This is a genomic window from Nocardia sp. NPDC050799 (genome assembly GCF_040654015.1).
Taxonomy (GTDB): Bacteria; Actinomycetota; Actinomycetes; order Mycobacteriales; family Mycobacteriaceae; genus Nocardia.
The window spans coordinates 1-14719 of the sequence record NZ_JBFAHF010000050.1 but is presented as its reverse complement, the minus strand read 5'-3'; the positions used below and the strand labels follow the sequence as shown (position 1 = coordinate 14719).

The window sequence follows — 14719 nt, the reverse complement described above, 5'->3', positions numbered from 1 at the left end:
GCTGCGCCGATTCGCCCAATCCTGGCCCCACGCGATCTGGCCGATCGAAGGGGCCCGTGGACTCGGTGCGCCCCTGGCGCAGAAGCTGGCTGCCGATGGACTCGAACCCTCGATGTTCCAGCGTAACTCGCCCACCGTATCCGGACGCTCTCGACTGGGCATGGTCGCAAGACCGACGAGGCAGACGCGCTGTCGGTCGGTATCGCCGCGCTCGACAGCACCGAGTTGCAATCCATGCGCACCAACGCGACCGCTCAGGTGCTGCGCACGCTCACCGAATACCGTGGCGACCTGATCCGCGCCCGCACGCAAACCGCTAACCGGCTGCACCACACACCCACCCCGGCCGAAACGACCTTTGCGGGTCGCGGCGCTTCCGCCACGCCAGTGCTTCCTATCACGGGAAGCTCGACCTGCCCAACCTGCCTATCCGACTTCGAGGACAGCCTCTAGCTCAGATGGGCCGGATGCACATCCGATCCGATGGCAGCCGCGCATTCGCTCAGATGGTGAAAGATCTTGCCGGTCTCGTCCCATAGCTCTTCTTCCCCGGTGTGGGTCGAGATATTGAGCCCGGCCACGACATTCCCGCTTCGGTCGCGCACCGGAACGGCGAGTGTGCTCAGTCCCGCGTCGAGTTCTCCGCTGGATCGGCACCAGCCGTTCGCCCGGATCTGCTCGAGTTGTTCGTATAGTTCTTCCTGCGTCTGGAGAGTGCGGGCGGGGTTGTCGCGGTAGGCATCCGAGGCGAGGTACTCCGCCAATTCTCGTTCGGGGAGCCAGGCGAGCATCACGCGTCCGATGGCGGGGAGGTGGGCGGGTAGCCGGGTCCCGACGTCGATCGAGACATCCATCAACCGGGGGAGTCCCACGCGGACCAGATAGACAGCTTCCGGTCCTTCCAGCCGGGCCAGTGACACGGTGTGCCCGGTCCGGTGCGCGAGCGATTCGCAGTGCGGTCGCGCAACCTCGGCCAGGGACAGGCGTGACTGCTGTGGATAGCCGAGATCGAGCAGCCGTGCCGTGGGGGCGAAGCGGTGGCCGTCGAATCGGATGTGGCCCGCGGCCATCAGGGTCCGCAGCAGCCGCCGGGTCGCCGATCTACTGATACCGCTGCGGGCGGCGACCTGGTCAAGGGTGAGCGCCGGATTGCCGGCGCCGAATACCCGGATCACTGCCAGGCCCCGCTGTAGCGATTGCACCAGGTCACGCGCGGAGGGTGGCGCGGCCTGGACCTCGCCGGTGATGGATTCCGCCATGCGCACAAATCTACTGATCTGTGGAACACAATGCCGACATGCCTTGACCGATTGTGACCTGCGTGACATGCTGAACCGCGAAATCAAACACTTGTACGCAGAGTGGAATGAAATGTTGGGTATTCAAAATTTGCCCAGGAGCACCAGCCCCCGCGGCGATGGCGGCGCCGTGCTATGGGTTGCCCTGGCTGCATGCATGGGCGTGGGGCCGCTGGTCCTCTACGCGTTCACCGCGGTCTCGCCGCTGGTGATCGGCGACCTCGGGCTCACACCGACCCAGTATGGTGCGGTGTCCACGATCGCCTTCGCGTCGGCGGCGGCGACTGCACTCCTACTGGGGCGGCGCACATCGAGGGTCGAGGCAGGGACGCTCATGGTCGCGGTCTCGCTCGGCGCGGCCCTCGGGATCCTGCTGCTCGCGGTTGCCACCTCCTATGTCGTGGTGGTTACCGCCGCAGTCGTGGCCGGCGCCGCTCAGGCGCTGTCCAATCCGGCCACGAACCGGATCGTTGCCGGCCTCGAGCCCGGCCGCCGGGGCGCACTGATCGGCTGGAAACAGTCCGGAGTGCAGATGAGCCAGCTCGCGGCGGGTCTGCTGGCCCCCTCCCTTGCGGTGCTCGCCGGCTGGCGGGTCGCGGTGGCCTGCTGCCTGCTGGTGGCGGTGATCGGCGTGCTGAGCGCGCGCCGGGTGCGTCGTGCCGTGGTGGTCCGGACGCCCGGCCCGGAGGGGGATACCGGGACGGTCTCGGTGCCGATGCTCACCGCGTACACCTTCTTCATGGGTTTCGGCCTGCAGGCGACCAACGCCTACACGCCGCTCTTCGCGCACCAGCGTCTCGGTTTCGGGGTCCGCACCGCCGGGCTGGCAGCAGCGATGATCGGGGTTGTCGGGCTGGCAAGCCGGATCTGGTGGGGCCGGCGCTCGGATCGACAGGAGCTCGCGCCCTCGACCTTCACGGTGCTGGCCCTCGGGTCGGCGGCCGGTGTGGCGCTTGTGTTGTCGGCGGTACGGGCCGGTCCATGGGCGGTCTGGCTGGGTGCCGGTGTTTTCGGCGCGGCTGCGCTGGCGTCCAATTCCGTGACGATGTCCGCCCTGATCCGCAGCGTGCCGCCGGCCCGTCTCGGCGCCGCGACAGCCCTGCTCGTCACCGGACTCTATCTGGGTTTCGCGACCGGTCCGCTCGCCTTCGGCCTGGTGCTCGACCACACGTTGTCCTTCGAGCTCGCCTGGCTCCTACCACTGGCGGCCTTTGCGGTCGCTGCTGTCCTCGGCTGCCTCACCGGTCAGTCTCGTCCCCAGTTGAAAGGCACACCATGCTGACTCGCGAACAGAACGAACTACTCACCCGCACCGGCCCCGGTACCCCGATGGGTGACCTGTTCCGCCGGTATTGGATCCCGGCGCTGCTCGCCGACGAGGTTGCCGAGCCCGATTGCGACCCGGTGCGCGTCAGCTTGCTCGGTGAGCAGCTGATCGCGTTCCGTGACACGCAGGGTCGCCTCGGCCTGATCGACGAATTCTGCAGTCACCGCACCGCCTCGCTCTTCTTCGGGCGTAACGAGGAGTGCGGACTTCGGTGCGCGTACCACGGCTGGAAGTACGACGTGGACGGTAACTGCGTCGATATGCCCTCCGAGCCGGAGGGCACGAAAATGCGCGAAAAGATCAAACAGCGTGCGTACAAGGCCGTGGCGGCCGGTGGCGTGATCTGGGCGTATATGGGCCCGGCGGACAAGGAGCCGCCACTACCCGATCTGGAGTGGATGTCGCTACGCCCGGCCCAGCGTTTCATCTCCAAGCGGCGCCAGTTCAGCAATTACCTGCAGGCGATGGAGGGCGGTATCGACTCGAGCCATGTTTCTTTCGCCCATCGCTACAACCTCGACAACGACCCGCTGCACAGCGGCACCGAGGGCAACAAGTACCTCAAGGCGGACACCCGGCCGAAATTCGAAGTGGCCGAGTCCGACGGCGGACTGCTGATCGGTGCCCGCCGCAACGCGGACGAGGAGCACTTCTACTGGCGCGTCACGCAATGGATGATGCCGTGGTACACGATCATTCCGCCGTTCGGCACCCACAATCCGCTCGGTGGCCACGCCTGGGTTCCGATCGACGACGAGACGTGCTGGGCCTGGAGCTGGAACTATCACCCCACCGAGGACTTCGACCAAGCCACGCTCGAGGCCCTGGCCAGTGGTGACGGTATCCATGTGAAGTACAAACCCGGCACCTACGACCCGCTGGCGGAGAAGGCCAACGACTATCTGATCGACCGAGGCGCGCAGCGCCGCCGCGATTCCTTCTCCGGCGTCGCCGGAATCGCTGCACAGGACTTCTCGCTGCAGGAGTCGATGGGCGTCATCTGCGATCGCACCAAAGAGCGCCTCGGTACCAGCGACGCGGCCATCATCCTGGCCCGCCGCCGCCTGCTGGCGGCATTGGAAGATCTCGGGTCCGACGGCCTGCCCGGTCTCGACCCCGCGCACACCCGGGTGCGCTCCACCTCGATGGTGCTGCCGAAGCAGGTTCCGTTCCAAGAGGGGACCGCCGAGGCGACCAGAGTCACGCCCGGCGAGAACTTCGTCTCCGTCTGAGCGGGTCAGGAAAAGGTATGCAGAAACGACCATGGCGCATCCGCGCGGTAGCGGCCGCGCTGGCCGCCACCGCGGCGGCAGCGCCGATCACCGCGTGCTCGACGAGCGCTGCCGGAGCTACTTCCTGCGCGGGAGTCGAAATCGACGCGGGCATCGTCAGCAGTCTGTCCGACGCGATTCTCTACATCGCCGACGGAAAGGGATATTTCGCCGACGAAGGCATGGAAGTGAACTTGCGCTCGTTCAAGTCCGCCGGCGAGATGATCCCCTATCTCGCGGCGGGGCACCTCGATGTGGGTGCGGGCGCCCCTTCCGCCGGGTTCTACAACGGGATCGCGCGGGATATCGACATCAAAATCGTTGCCGACAAGGGCAAACTGGTCACCGACCACAACTACATGCCGCTCCTGGTTCGTAAGGACCTGGTCGAGTCCGGCAGGGTGAAGACGCCCGCGGACCTCGCGGGGCTCGAGGTCGCCGAGCCGGCGCCGGGAACGGCGACAGCATCGACTCTGGGCTCCGTGCTCGCCGCGCACGGACTGGGGTACAACGACGTCGGCCACACCTTCCTCGGGTTCGCCGACCACGTGGCCGCGTTCCAGAACGGTTCGATCGACGCGGCGATGACCACCGAACCGGCCGCCACCTCGGCCCTGCGAGCAGGTTCGGCGGTGAAACTGGCCGACTCCACCGAGGTCTACAACGATCAGCAGCTCGCGGTGCTGCTCTACAGCGGCGACTTCATCGGAGAGCAGGGGGCGGCCGCCCAGTGCTTCATGAATGCCTACGTGCGTGCGGCGCGGGATTACAGCGCGGCTGTGGCGGGCGGCAGCTGGGACGGGCCGGGTGCGGACGAGATCGTCGGCATCGTTTCCGCGGGCACCGGTCTGGATCCGGCGATCATCGTGAAAACCGTGCCGGGGTATGTCGACCCGGACGCGGTCCCCAATACCAGGAGTTTGCAGCGGGACTACGAGTTCTTCGCCGACCAGGGCTTGTATCGCGGCGATACGGCTGTCGACTTCGGCTCGCTGGTCGACACCAGCTTCGCCGACAAGGCGGCACAGACCGTGCCGAAGGGACAATGACATGACAGCAACGACCATCGACGCGCCGGTCGCGGCCAAGGCCGCCGCAGCGCCGCGTCGCCGCCCAGCGCTCGGCCGTACCGCGCAGCGCGCGATCTCGGTCCTCACTCCCGTCGTGCTTCTGGTGGTGTGGGAGCTGCTGGCTCGCACCGGCGTGATCGACGAACGGTTCTACCCCGCACCTACCGCGATCTTCGGCGCCCTGTGGGACCAGGCCGCCAGTGGTGAGCTGTGGGAACAGTCCGTGGTGAGTATCGGCCGTCTCGTGGTGGGCATTGTGCTCGGCACCGTTCCCGCGGTCCTGATCGGCGTGGCGATGGGGCTGTCCCGGGTGGTCCGCGCCGCGCTGAAGCCGCTGATCTCCGGGCTGTACCCCATCCCGAAGAGCGCCGTGTTCCCGCTCTTCCTGCTCTTCTTCGGTCTGGGTGAGTGGACGACCTACTGGTTCGTCGCCGTGGGCGCCTTCTTCCCGGTGGTGATCAATACCGCCGCGGGCGTCGCGAATGTCTCCAGCATCTACTACGACGTTTCCGACAACTTCGGTGCCAGTCGCTGGCAGGTCTTCCGCAGCGTGGCCATCCCGGGTGCGATGCCGAGCATCATCACCGGTATCGAGCTCGGCGCCGGAATGGGCCTGATCATGCTGTCCATCGCGGAGATGATGGGCGGCGCGGGATCCGGTTGGGGCTTCATGGTGTGGAACTCCTTCCAGCTCTTCGCCATCGATGCGATGTATGCCTACCTACTGGTCTTCGCGGGGGTCGGCTTCGGAGTCGCCGTGATCGTCAGCGCGATCGGCCGCAAACTCACCCCGTGGATCACGCAAGACTGACGCGCTTCACTCAACGATCGGAACCACTTCTCATGTCCCACATCGCTACGCCGGGGACGGCGTCGACCACGACGGACCATGCCGGCAGCAAACTCGCGATCCGCAACCTCAGCAAGCGTTTCACTGTTCCCGGTGGACACGTCATCACGGCACTCGAGTCCTTCGACCTGGATGTCCCGCAGGGGCAGTTCCTCGTGATCGTCGGACCCAGTGGCTGCGGGAAGACTACCTTCCTGCGCATGCTCGCCGGCCTGGAGGAGCCGACCGAGGGCACCATCGAAATCGCCGGCGGCACCGCGGGACGGCCGGAGAATTCCATGGTCTTCCAGGGAGACACGATCTTTCCCTGGATGACCGTGTGGGGAAACGCGGCCTACGGATTGACCATGCGCGGCGTGCCGAAGGCCGAGATCAACGAGACCGTCGGTCACTACCTGGACAAGACCGGCCTGACAAAGTTCGCCGAGGCATACCCGCACCAGCTGTCCGGCGGTATGCGCCAGCGTGTATCGATCGCACGGGCGTTCGCCAACGACCCGGAGATCCTGCTGATGGACGAACCGTTCTCGGCGTTGGACGAACAGAACAAAACGCTGCTGCAGGCCGAACTGCTGCGGATCTGGGACGAGACCCGGAAAACGGTCGTCTTCATCACCCATTCGGTCGACGAGGCGGTTACCATCGGTGACCGGATCATGGTGATGAGTGCCCAGCCCGGGCAGGCGAAGGCCTTCATCGATGTCCCGTTCGAGCGGCCGCGTGATGTCCTCGAGCTGCGTCACAAACCCGAATACGGCGCCATCGTCTACGACATCTGGCAACAGTTGCGCGAAGAGGTCGAACGGGCGAAGCAGCAGGCCGAGGCGAAGAAAACGCCGACCAAGCGCGGATGGTTCCGGCGATGAGCGATCTTGTCGTGCGGGCCGCCGTCAGCGACGGGAAGGGCGACACCGCCGTACGGACACGGGTGCTCTCCGATCGGGTCAGCCGGTTGCGGGTGGAATCCTCCGCGGTCTGCGGTACCGATGTGACCCTGCATGCCGGCGGACTGAAGAAACCGGCGGTTCTCGGACATCACACGATCGGCCGGGTCGAGTATCTGACCGACGACGACGCCGCGGCCCTCGGCATCGATATCGGAACCCGGGTCGCGGTCGAAGAGTACGTGGGGTGTGGTGAATGCGCCGACTGCCGGGCCGGTCGTTACCGGCTGTGCCCCGGCGTCGACCTGTGGACCGGCGGCGAACGGGTCGGGATGATCCCGGCCGATCGCGGCTCCGGCCTGCACGGCGGCAACGCCGAGTATCTGGAGTTGAGCGCACGCCATGCGCTGCACCCGCTGCCCGAACACCTCACCGTCGACGAGGCGGCGTGGACCCTTCCATTGGCCAATGCGGTCGACTGGACCCTGGACGCCGGTGGTGTCGGCCCAGGCGCCACAGCGGTCGTCATCGGACCGGGCTACCACGGCCTCGCCTGCGTGGCCGCGGCCGTGGCCGGGGGTGCGGAATCGGTGACCGTGCTCGGCCTGCCGAGCGATACCGCGCGCCTGGATATGGCCCGCGGGCTGGGGGCGCACGCGGAGGTCAGTGACGACACCCTGGTCGAGCGTGTGCTCAGCCGGGCCGGTCGCGCCGACGCCGTTATCGACACCATCGGGTCACCCCAGACAGTGGCGACCGCATTGCGCCTGCTCGGCCGATTCGGTGTCCTGGTGCTCGGCGGACTGAGCGGCGGTGACGCCGCACTCGATCCGGGTGCGATCGTACGTAACCTGCTGACCGTGCGCGGGGTCCGCGGCCGCTCGCCGGAGGCTGTGCGCCAGGCCATCGGCCTGCTGGATTCGCGCAGCACCGGGCTGGAAACCATTGAATCCCGTCATATTCCGCTCGATCTGGTGGGCCGGGCCCTGCGGGCGATGGGCTCCGGCACCGGACCCGCTACACCGCATGTGGTCGTCTCGCCCTGGCTCTCGGCCGACGCCACGACCACACGTCCTGCTGCGGAGGCAATCACATGAATCCACTACGCCGCTCCTATGAGGCGCGGGTACTCGTCGTCCCGCTCGGCGCCGGCAGCGCGCTCCTGACCGCCGATTTGGCTGCATTCGGTGTCGACGGTATCCGTGTCCTGAGTAACCCCGATCCGGTGCGGGCACTGACCGAGCCACTGGGCAGCGGTGTCTGGGAGCCGCCCGCTCCGGCCGGCACCGGCGAGGTGACCAGGTCGGCCGATATGGTCGTCCTGATCGGTACCGACCTGTCCGACGTCCCCGAATCGACTGTGCGCGAGGTCTGCGCGGCCGGCCGCGAGGGTGGCGATCTACTCGCCGCGGTGCTGGTGGACCCACAGAACTGGGCGGACCCGGCCGGTGCCTCCGCCATGGTCACCTTGCGTCAGGAAGTCGATATGGTGATCTCCGTCCGCGGACCGCGGTTGCTTGCCGGATTGCTCGACGTCCTGCGCGGCGGTGCACGCGCCGAGACCGGATCGGCCGCGGCGGAGGTTTCGGCATGACCGGCGCGGAGCAGGAATTCATCGAGGTCACCGTCCGTCAGGCCACACTGGAGGCCGACGGTGTCATTTCGCTGGAGATGGTTCCCGACAGCGGTTTGTTGCCGGCGTGGGAGCCGGGCTCGCACCTGGACATCATGCTGCCGTCCGGGCTGATCCGCCAGTACAGCCTGTGCAGCCCGCCGGGGGACACGAGCTACTACCGGATCGCCGTACTGCGGGAAAACCACGGTCGCGGCGGGTCCGCCGAACTCCACGACACCATGCTGGTGGGACGCAAGGTCGGGATTCGCGGTCCGCGCAACCACTTTCCGCTGGAGCCGTCGCCACGGTATCTGTTCATCGCCGGCGGTATCGGCATCACACCGATGCTGGCCATGGTGATCCGGGCGGAGCGGGAGAAGTCACCCTACGAACTGGTGTATATCGGCCGTGACCTGGGGTCGATGGCGTTCCGGCAGAAACTGGCGACCGGCCCGCACATCAAGGTGCTGGTGAGTGCGGAGACCGGACGTCCCGACCTCGCCGAGCTCGTCGGCTCGGTCACCGAGGACACCCTGATCTACGCCTGCGGTCCGGCCGGGCTGCTCGCAGATCTCGAAAAAGCCTGTGAGCAGGCCGGGCGCGCCGGCCAACTGCGACTCGAACGCTTCGAGGCCGACGGGGCAGCCGCGGCGGAGGCGGCCTCGGGCGACTCGTTCGAGGTCGAGTTGAAACGATCCAGAACGGTGTTGACGGTGGGTCCCGACGATCTCATGCTCGATGTCATCCGCGATTCCTGTCCGGATCTGATGACCTCGTGCGAAGAAGGTTTCTGCGGGACCTGCGAAACGAAGGTCCTCGACGGCGAGCCGGAACACCACGACACCATTCTCAGCGAGAAGGAGCGATCCGCCGGAAAGACGATGATGGTCTGTGTCGGCCGTTCGAAGTCGCCCCGGATCGTCCTCGACCTCTGACCGATCCTCGATGTCATTCCTCGGCGGCTATCAGTGCGGCGCTGATCGCCGCCGAGGTATCGAGGAGCCGAGGCAGGATCGACTCACGTAACTGCTCCAGCGATGTCCGGGTGACGTGGGTGGAAACGTTCACCGCGGCGACGGCGCGGCCGTCCTTCCCGCGCACCGGCGCGGCGACCGAGCGCAGGACGGGATCGAGCTCCTGATCGGCGATGGCGTAACCGTCCGTGCGGGCGGTGGCGATCATGCGCGCGACGCTGTCCGGATCGGTCTGGGTGCGCCCGGTGAGTGGCTCGGCATGGAGGTCGGACAGAAAGGTGTGCAATCGTTCGTCGTCGAAATCGGCGAGCAGCACCCGGCCGGTCGAGGTGGCGAATGCGGGCAGCCGCGTCCCGACCGCGATGTTCACCCGCAACACCCGGGAAGCCTTCACCCGGTCCACGTACACCACGCTGTCGCCGTCGAGAACCGTCAGTGAACAGGTATCGCGGACTTCGTGCGCGAGTGAGGCCAGATGGGGGTGCGCGATGGCGGGTAGACCGAGGCAATCCAGGTAGGTGTCGCCCAGTTCCATGATCTTCGGCCGCAGCCAGAAGGTGGGGCCGTTCGTGGCCACATACCCCATGTGCTCGAGTGTGAGCAGAAACCGCCGAGCCGTGGCACGAGTGGTGTCGACCGCCCGGGCGACCTCCGCCAGCGACAACGGCTCGTCGCTGCTGCCCAGGATGTCGAGCACCTCGAGGCCGCGCAACAGGGATGTCACCAGCTCGTCGTCCGGTGTGGTTGTACGGCTCACGCCTGAATTCTAGCCGCGCCGGCCATCGGAACAGGCTCGGCGCCTTCACCTCGGCGGTAATGGCCGCCCGGCACGACACGAACCCAGCCTCGGAGCAGGTCCGCTCAGGGCTTCGCCCACCTGCGTAATCGCCGGCCGCACCCCGATATTCTCGAGTACCTGGAACGCATCCAGTCCACCTCGGACCCGTTCGGCGGCCGGAGATCCTGCCGCTGCGCGCCGATCATATCGACGGTGATCTGGTGCCGATCGAGGGCGTCGGCCCCGATTACGATCCGCGTGAACGCGCCACAAAGCTGCCGCGCCAGGACCATCGACCACAGCGATAACGACTTTTCGCGCTACTCTTCATCCCTCCGCTCACAAACCCGGCCGGGCCATCCAAGCCCCCGCGGGACAGTAACAGCCGCACAGGCTGCATCCTGATTCGGAACGGTCACTGATTCTGCTGCTCGGCACGCTCCGCGATCCATGCCGCGATCTGTGCGCGAGAGGTGAACCCGAGCTTCATCAGGATGTGCTCGACATGGCCAGAGGCGGTGCGCTGGGAAATCACAAGATTCGCGGCAATCTGCTTGTTGGTGAGACCCTGGGCGATCAGGTCAGCGACCTGTTGTTCGCGCTTGGTCAGCGCCCCGCCGGGCCCTGCCAAGGGCTTGTTCTCGGCGGGTTGTTCACCGAGCGCGTAGGCAACAGCTTCGTCCATCACCATCGCTCGTCCTTTGTGGACAGCCGCATCGAACCTACGGTCGCCGAGGGCGGATCTCGTCAGCAGCAGGCATTCGTCCTGATGGCGGGAGGTAGGGAAAATGCTCGCAGGGTTGCCCATGGACCGCTGCAGTTCTTCCGCGGCTCCCATCAGTACTGCTGCGCGCTCGGCTTCGCCCTGGTCACCATGCACCCAGCACAGCACTTCGAGAAGCAATGCAGCAACGAACGGACTGGACATCTGTCGGTTGACCCGCAGGCCATTCTCGAGCAGTTCCATCGCCCATGCCAGGCTGCCCTGCTGCCAAGCGGCGAGGCCCATGCCCCACAACGCAGCAGACCGGAAAAGTACTTCGCCACACGCCTCAGTGACGGAAAGCAGCTCCTGATAACACTCGATCGCCCCCCTCGGATCACCGGAAAGTTGGCGCGCCAAACCGAGAAAGGTCAAAGCAGAACCGTAAGGGAAACCCTGCCGATTCGAACCCAGCTCTTCAACAGCACGTTCGAAGGACAGAGACGCCGCTGCAAGATCACCACTGTAGAGCGCCACAGAGCCGTCGGCGTAGGCGATCGGCGCCCGAGTTGTCGGGATCGGAGCCTGTTGAGCCAACACATGCCCCTCTTCCGCAAACTCAGCGGCCGTCGGCAGGTCACCCTGCATGGCAGCAATTGTGGAGCCCACTTGAAGAGCCTTTACCCGGTCGGCTACAGACTGCGGAGCGGGATGGTCGAGGAGCAACTCGATCCATCGGCGACCTTCGCTGTACATCCCGAGGAAGGTCCAGACGCCGTATAGTGCAGTGGCGAGCTTCAGTCCGGCTTCCGCCGCCTGCTCGGTGTCTTCGGCCAGGCTGTATTCGAGGGCGGCACGTAAGTTGGATTGTTCGCGTTGGATCCTGGCGAACCAGTAGGGCTGCCGAGCGCTGATCCACTCGGCGTCCGCAGACTGCGCCAGCTGCTTGAACCAGTCGCGGTGACGACGCCGAAGCAACTGTTCCTCGCCGGACTCCCGCAACCTGTCCCGACCGTACTCACGGACCGTCTCCAGCAACCGCAATCGCACTACACCACGCGACTCGTCCCGGGTAAGGATCGACTTGTCCACCAACGACGACAGCACATCGAGCAGACCACCCGCAGCCGAATCAGCTCCGCACACCTGCTCGGCGGCGTCGAGTTCGAAGCCACCAGCGAAGATGGACAGCCGGGCCCACAGCCGCTGCTCGGCCGGGGTACACAATTCGTAGCTCCAGTCGATGCACCACCGCAGGGTCTGTTGCCGCCTGGGCGCGGTGCGGCTCCCGCGGGTCAGCAATGCGTACCGATCGTCGAGATGCTGCAAGATCTGCTCCGGAGACATCGTACGTATACGGGCCGCCGCCAGCTCGATCGCCAATGGCAATCCGTCCAGCCGAGCACAAATCCGAGCCACACTCACCTTGTCATCGTCCGAGAACTGCAGACCTGGCATGGCCGCGGTCGCACGGTCGGTGAACAAAGTCAGCGCATCGTAGCGGGCCAGCCCTCGTGGCGACGGATCCTGATCCGGTTCAGGCGCTGCCAGCGGCGGGACCTGCAATATCGCCTCTCCGGCAGAGTCCAACGTTTCCCGGGTGGTCGCCAGGATCCGCAAATCGGGGCAGTGCTGTAGCCAACTGTCGACCAGTTCCGCCACCGCCTCCACCAGGTGCTCGCAGTTGTCCAGGACCAGCAACGACACCCGTGAGACAAGGAAGTCGAGCACCACGGCCGACAACGACCGCGCCGGATCATCACGTAACCCGAGAGCGGTCGCCACCGCGTTGACCATCAGTGCCGGCTCGGAGACATCGGCCAACTCGACCAGCCACACCCCATCGGCGAAGTCCCCGCGCACGGCAGCGGCTGCCTGCAGTGCCAACCGAGTCTTTCCGACCCCTCCGATCCCGGTCAATGTCACCAGCCGGGCCGTGGACAGCAGATTCTTCACCGCGGCCAATTCGCTGCGGCGATCGACAAAACTGGTCAACTCCAGCGGTAACGTCCCCGCACCCTGCCGAGGCACTGACACCGGTGAACGCCATTTCGGCGCGTCGACCATGCGGTCCCGGGGTTCGCCGTCCGGTTCGAAATACAACGCCATCTCATCGACGGCAAACCCGTGATGCCGTTGTGCCTGCTGCAGCGCCTCTCCCAGCGCCACCGGAGTCGGCCGACGCTGTGGTTCTCGACTCATCGCCGCCGCTATCATCGCCGCAACGTCCTCAGCAATGCCCAGCTCGTGCAGGTTCGGCACCGGCTCGGTGGAGATCCGCAGAAACTGGGTCACCACATTTTCGCCACTTCGCCGTTCGAACGCCGCGTGTCCGGTCAACGCGCAGAACAAGGTGGCGCCCAGGCCGTAGACGTCTGCCGCGGACGTCGGATCCTCACCCGCGAGGACCTCTGGGGCCATGAACGCCGGCGACCCGGTAAGGGCACCGGCGGCTGTCTGGAACCCACCGGCAATCCGCGCGAGACCGAAATCGGTCAACGCCGGCTCACCGTAATCGGTCAGCAGGATATTGCCCGGTTTCACGTCCCGATGCAGGACGCCCAGGCGATGCGCGCTCTCCAGGGCTCCAGCAATCTTTACGCCCATCCACAGCACGGTCTCGGTCGGCAGCGGACCCTGCTCTCGGATTCGCCCGTCCAAAGACCCCAACCGGTGATACGGCATTACCAAGTAGGGCTGCCCAGTCGCGGTGACACCCGTCTCCAGCATGATGACGATATTCGGATGCCCGGTCAAACGCCCCATCACCCGCTGTTCCCTGGAGAATCGCGCCCGACTCTCTGCGTCCAACTCGGCAGGCAGCACCTTCACCGCAACCGCCCGATCCAACTCCGCCTGTATGCAGCGGTAAACCACGCCGAAACCGCCCCGTCCGATCTCCTCGGCGTCATCCAACCCGGACGCGGCCAACCCCTCCGTGACCGGATCGACCACATCACGGACCGTCGGAGACGGATCATCCTCACTCATAGCTGCACACATCTATCAGCAGTCCCGGCAACGAGCGCCGCACACGTCAACACTTGGCAAAAGAAGCCTACCCGGCTACATGGCGACTACCCAGCTACCTGGGACGGGCCCGTGGGTTCAAGGGTGCTTCCGACCTGATTCGCTTTCTCCCGGCCCGGCTATCGAACATATGTTCTACTCTGAAGTATGCTGCTTCGGTGACCAAGAATTCGACCCCGCTGGCGCCGGCTGCCCGAACACCAGGATGGCCGGAACTCGCCGATGTCGACTTGCTGCGCGCACTCGTCGAAACCGAACGCCACCGCAAGCGACTGGATGCCGCCATGCGCGCGGCCGTCGCCGAGGCCGAACGTCGTGGCCTCGCCGCGGACACCGGCTATCGGGACACCGTGGAGCTATTGACTGATCTGCTGCGGATCAGCGCCCACGAGGCGCGCCGGCGAATCGACTACGCAGCTCCGCAGGCCCGCTCGCGTTCCAGAAAGGCGTGGAGGGCGCTGGCGGCAGCGAGTTGAGGCCGAGCCCTGGTGAACCTCCCGACCCCGGCCCGGGCGCCGGCGCCGATGCTCGCGGTTGCCGGGCCGCCGCCGGATGGCCCCGGGTGGGCGGTGGAGATGAAGTAGGACGGGTCCGGGCGATCGCCGTCTTTGAGGGCGGGGTGCGCTGACTGTTCATCCGCAACCGCCGCGAGATCACCGCCTCCGACCCGGTATCACCAACGTGCTGAAAAATGGTGTCACCTTCGATGTGCGCGGCGAAGGCCTCGATATGTGGCAGCAGTGTCCGCCATGTCGGCCAGGTGGCGGGGTCTTCTCGATCACGCCGAAGCTGTAGCGCATCAGATCCCGGCATCGCTCGACAACACACTAGGCCGCGTTTCATAAGCCCGATGGTGTGGGATGGAACCCGTTGTCCGGGTTGAGAAGTTGGTGATGTGGCGAGGTCTCCGGTAGTTGGT

At 66.0% G+C, this 14719-nt stretch carries 13 protein-coding genes; 10 read left to right on the top strand and 3 right to left on the bottom strand.

Annotation, left to right across the window (positions count from 1 at the left end):
• Positions 1 to 138: 138 nt before the first annotated feature.
• Positions 139 to 453 carry a transposase gene (locus tag AB0H42_RS32455; RefSeq protein WP_357062953.1) on the top strand — a complete coding sequence of 105 codons (315 nt, stop codon included), beginning with the start codon at positions 139 to 141 and terminating at the stop codon, positions 451 to 453.
• Here the strand turns inward: AB0H42_RS32455 and AB0H42_RS32450 are convergent.
• On the bottom strand, positions 450 to 1259 hold the full coding sequence (locus AB0H42_RS32450; protein WP_357062927.1) for an IclR family transcriptional regulator C-terminal domain-containing protein: 810 nt from the start codon (positions 1257 to 1259) through the stop codon (positions 450 to 452). The genes AB0H42_RS32455 and AB0H42_RS32450 overlap by 4 nt on opposite strands.
• 196 nt (positions 1260 to 1455) lie before the next feature.
• On the opposite strand from AB0H42_RS32450, the gene AB0H42_RS32445 reads away from it, so the two are divergent.
• The 8 genes from AB0H42_RS32445 to AB0H42_RS32410 are packed head-to-tail and all read left to right on the top strand — an operon-like array spanning position 1456 to position 9250.
• Positions 1456 to 2580, top strand: a complete 1125-nt coding sequence (locus AB0H42_RS32445; protein WP_357062926.1) for an MFS transporter — start codon at positions 1456 to 1458, stop codon at positions 2578 to 2580.
• A complete protein-coding gene (locus AB0H42_RS32440; RefSeq protein ID WP_357062925.1) occupies positions 2574 to 3857 on the top strand; it encodes an aromatic ring-hydroxylating dioxygenase subunit alpha in 1284 nt (427 codons plus the stop codon). Before AB0H42_RS32445 ends, AB0H42_RS32440 begins: the two co-directional genes overlap by 7 nt.
• Positions 3858 to 3874: 17 nt before the next feature.
• Positions 3875 to 4945, top strand: coding sequence for an ABC transporter substrate-binding protein (locus tag AB0H42_RS32435; protein ID WP_357062923.1), 1071 nt, complete (start codon positions 3875 to 3877; stop codon positions 4943 to 4945).
• Position 4946: 1 nt separating this feature from the next.
• Entirely contained in the window at positions 4947 to 5777 is an 831-nt protein-coding gene (locus AB0H42_RS32430; protein ID WP_357062922.1) for an ABC transporter permease, read from the top strand.
• 32 nt (positions 5778 to 5809) lie between these two features.
• Positions 5810 to 6682 carry an ABC transporter ATP-binding protein gene (locus AB0H42_RS32425; protein WP_357062920.1) on the top strand — a complete coding sequence of 291 codons (873 nt, stop codon included), beginning with the start codon at positions 5810 to 5812 and terminating at the stop codon, positions 6680 to 6682.
• The gene (locus AB0H42_RS32420) at positions 6679 to 7797 is read left to right on the top strand and encodes a zinc-binding dehydrogenase (RefSeq protein ID WP_357062919.1); all 1119 of its coding nucleotides are present in this window, start codon (positions 6679 to 6681) and stop codon (positions 7795 to 7797) included. Before AB0H42_RS32425 ends, AB0H42_RS32420 begins: the two co-directional genes overlap by 4 nt.
• The gene (locus AB0H42_RS32415) at positions 7794 to 8294 is read left to right on the top strand and encodes a hypothetical protein (protein WP_357062917.1); all 501 of its coding nucleotides are present in this window, start codon (positions 7794 to 7796) and stop codon (positions 8292 to 8294) included. The genes AB0H42_RS32420 and AB0H42_RS32415 overlap by 4 nt, the downstream gene beginning before the upstream one ends.
• Positions 8291 to 9250 carry a PDR/VanB family oxidoreductase gene (locus AB0H42_RS32410; protein ID WP_357062916.1) on the top strand — a complete coding sequence of 320 codons (960 nt, stop codon included), beginning with the start codon at positions 8291 to 8293 and terminating at the stop codon, positions 9248 to 9250. The genes AB0H42_RS32415 and AB0H42_RS32410 overlap by 4 nt, the downstream gene beginning before the upstream one ends.
• Before the next feature lie 13 nt (positions 9251 to 9263).
• Here the strand turns inward: AB0H42_RS32410 and AB0H42_RS32405 are convergent, their stop codons facing one another.
• Together AB0H42_RS32405 and AB0H42_RS32400 are read right to left on the bottom strand one after the other, a co-directional pair.
• Positions 9264 to 10046: an IclR family transcriptional regulator C-terminal domain-containing protein gene (locus AB0H42_RS32405; protein WP_357062914.1), complete on the bottom strand. Its 783-nt coding sequence runs from the start codon at positions 10044 to 10046 to the stop codon at positions 9264 to 9266.
• 436 nt (positions 10047 to 10482) lie between these two features.
• Complete coding sequence (locus AB0H42_RS32400) at positions 10483 to 13761, bottom strand: protein kinase (protein WP_357062912.1); 3279 nt, start codon at positions 13759 to 13761, stop codon at positions 10483 to 10485.
• A 197-nt stretch (positions 13762 to 13958) separates the two neighbouring features.
• On the opposite strand from AB0H42_RS32400, the gene AB0H42_RS32395 reads away from it, so the two are divergent.
• Positions 13959 to 14276: a DUF222 domain-containing protein gene (locus AB0H42_RS32395; RefSeq protein WP_357062910.1), complete on the top strand. Its 318-nt coding sequence runs from the start codon at positions 13959 to 13961 to the stop codon at positions 14274 to 14276.
• Positions 14277 to 14719 lie beyond the last annotated feature (443 nt).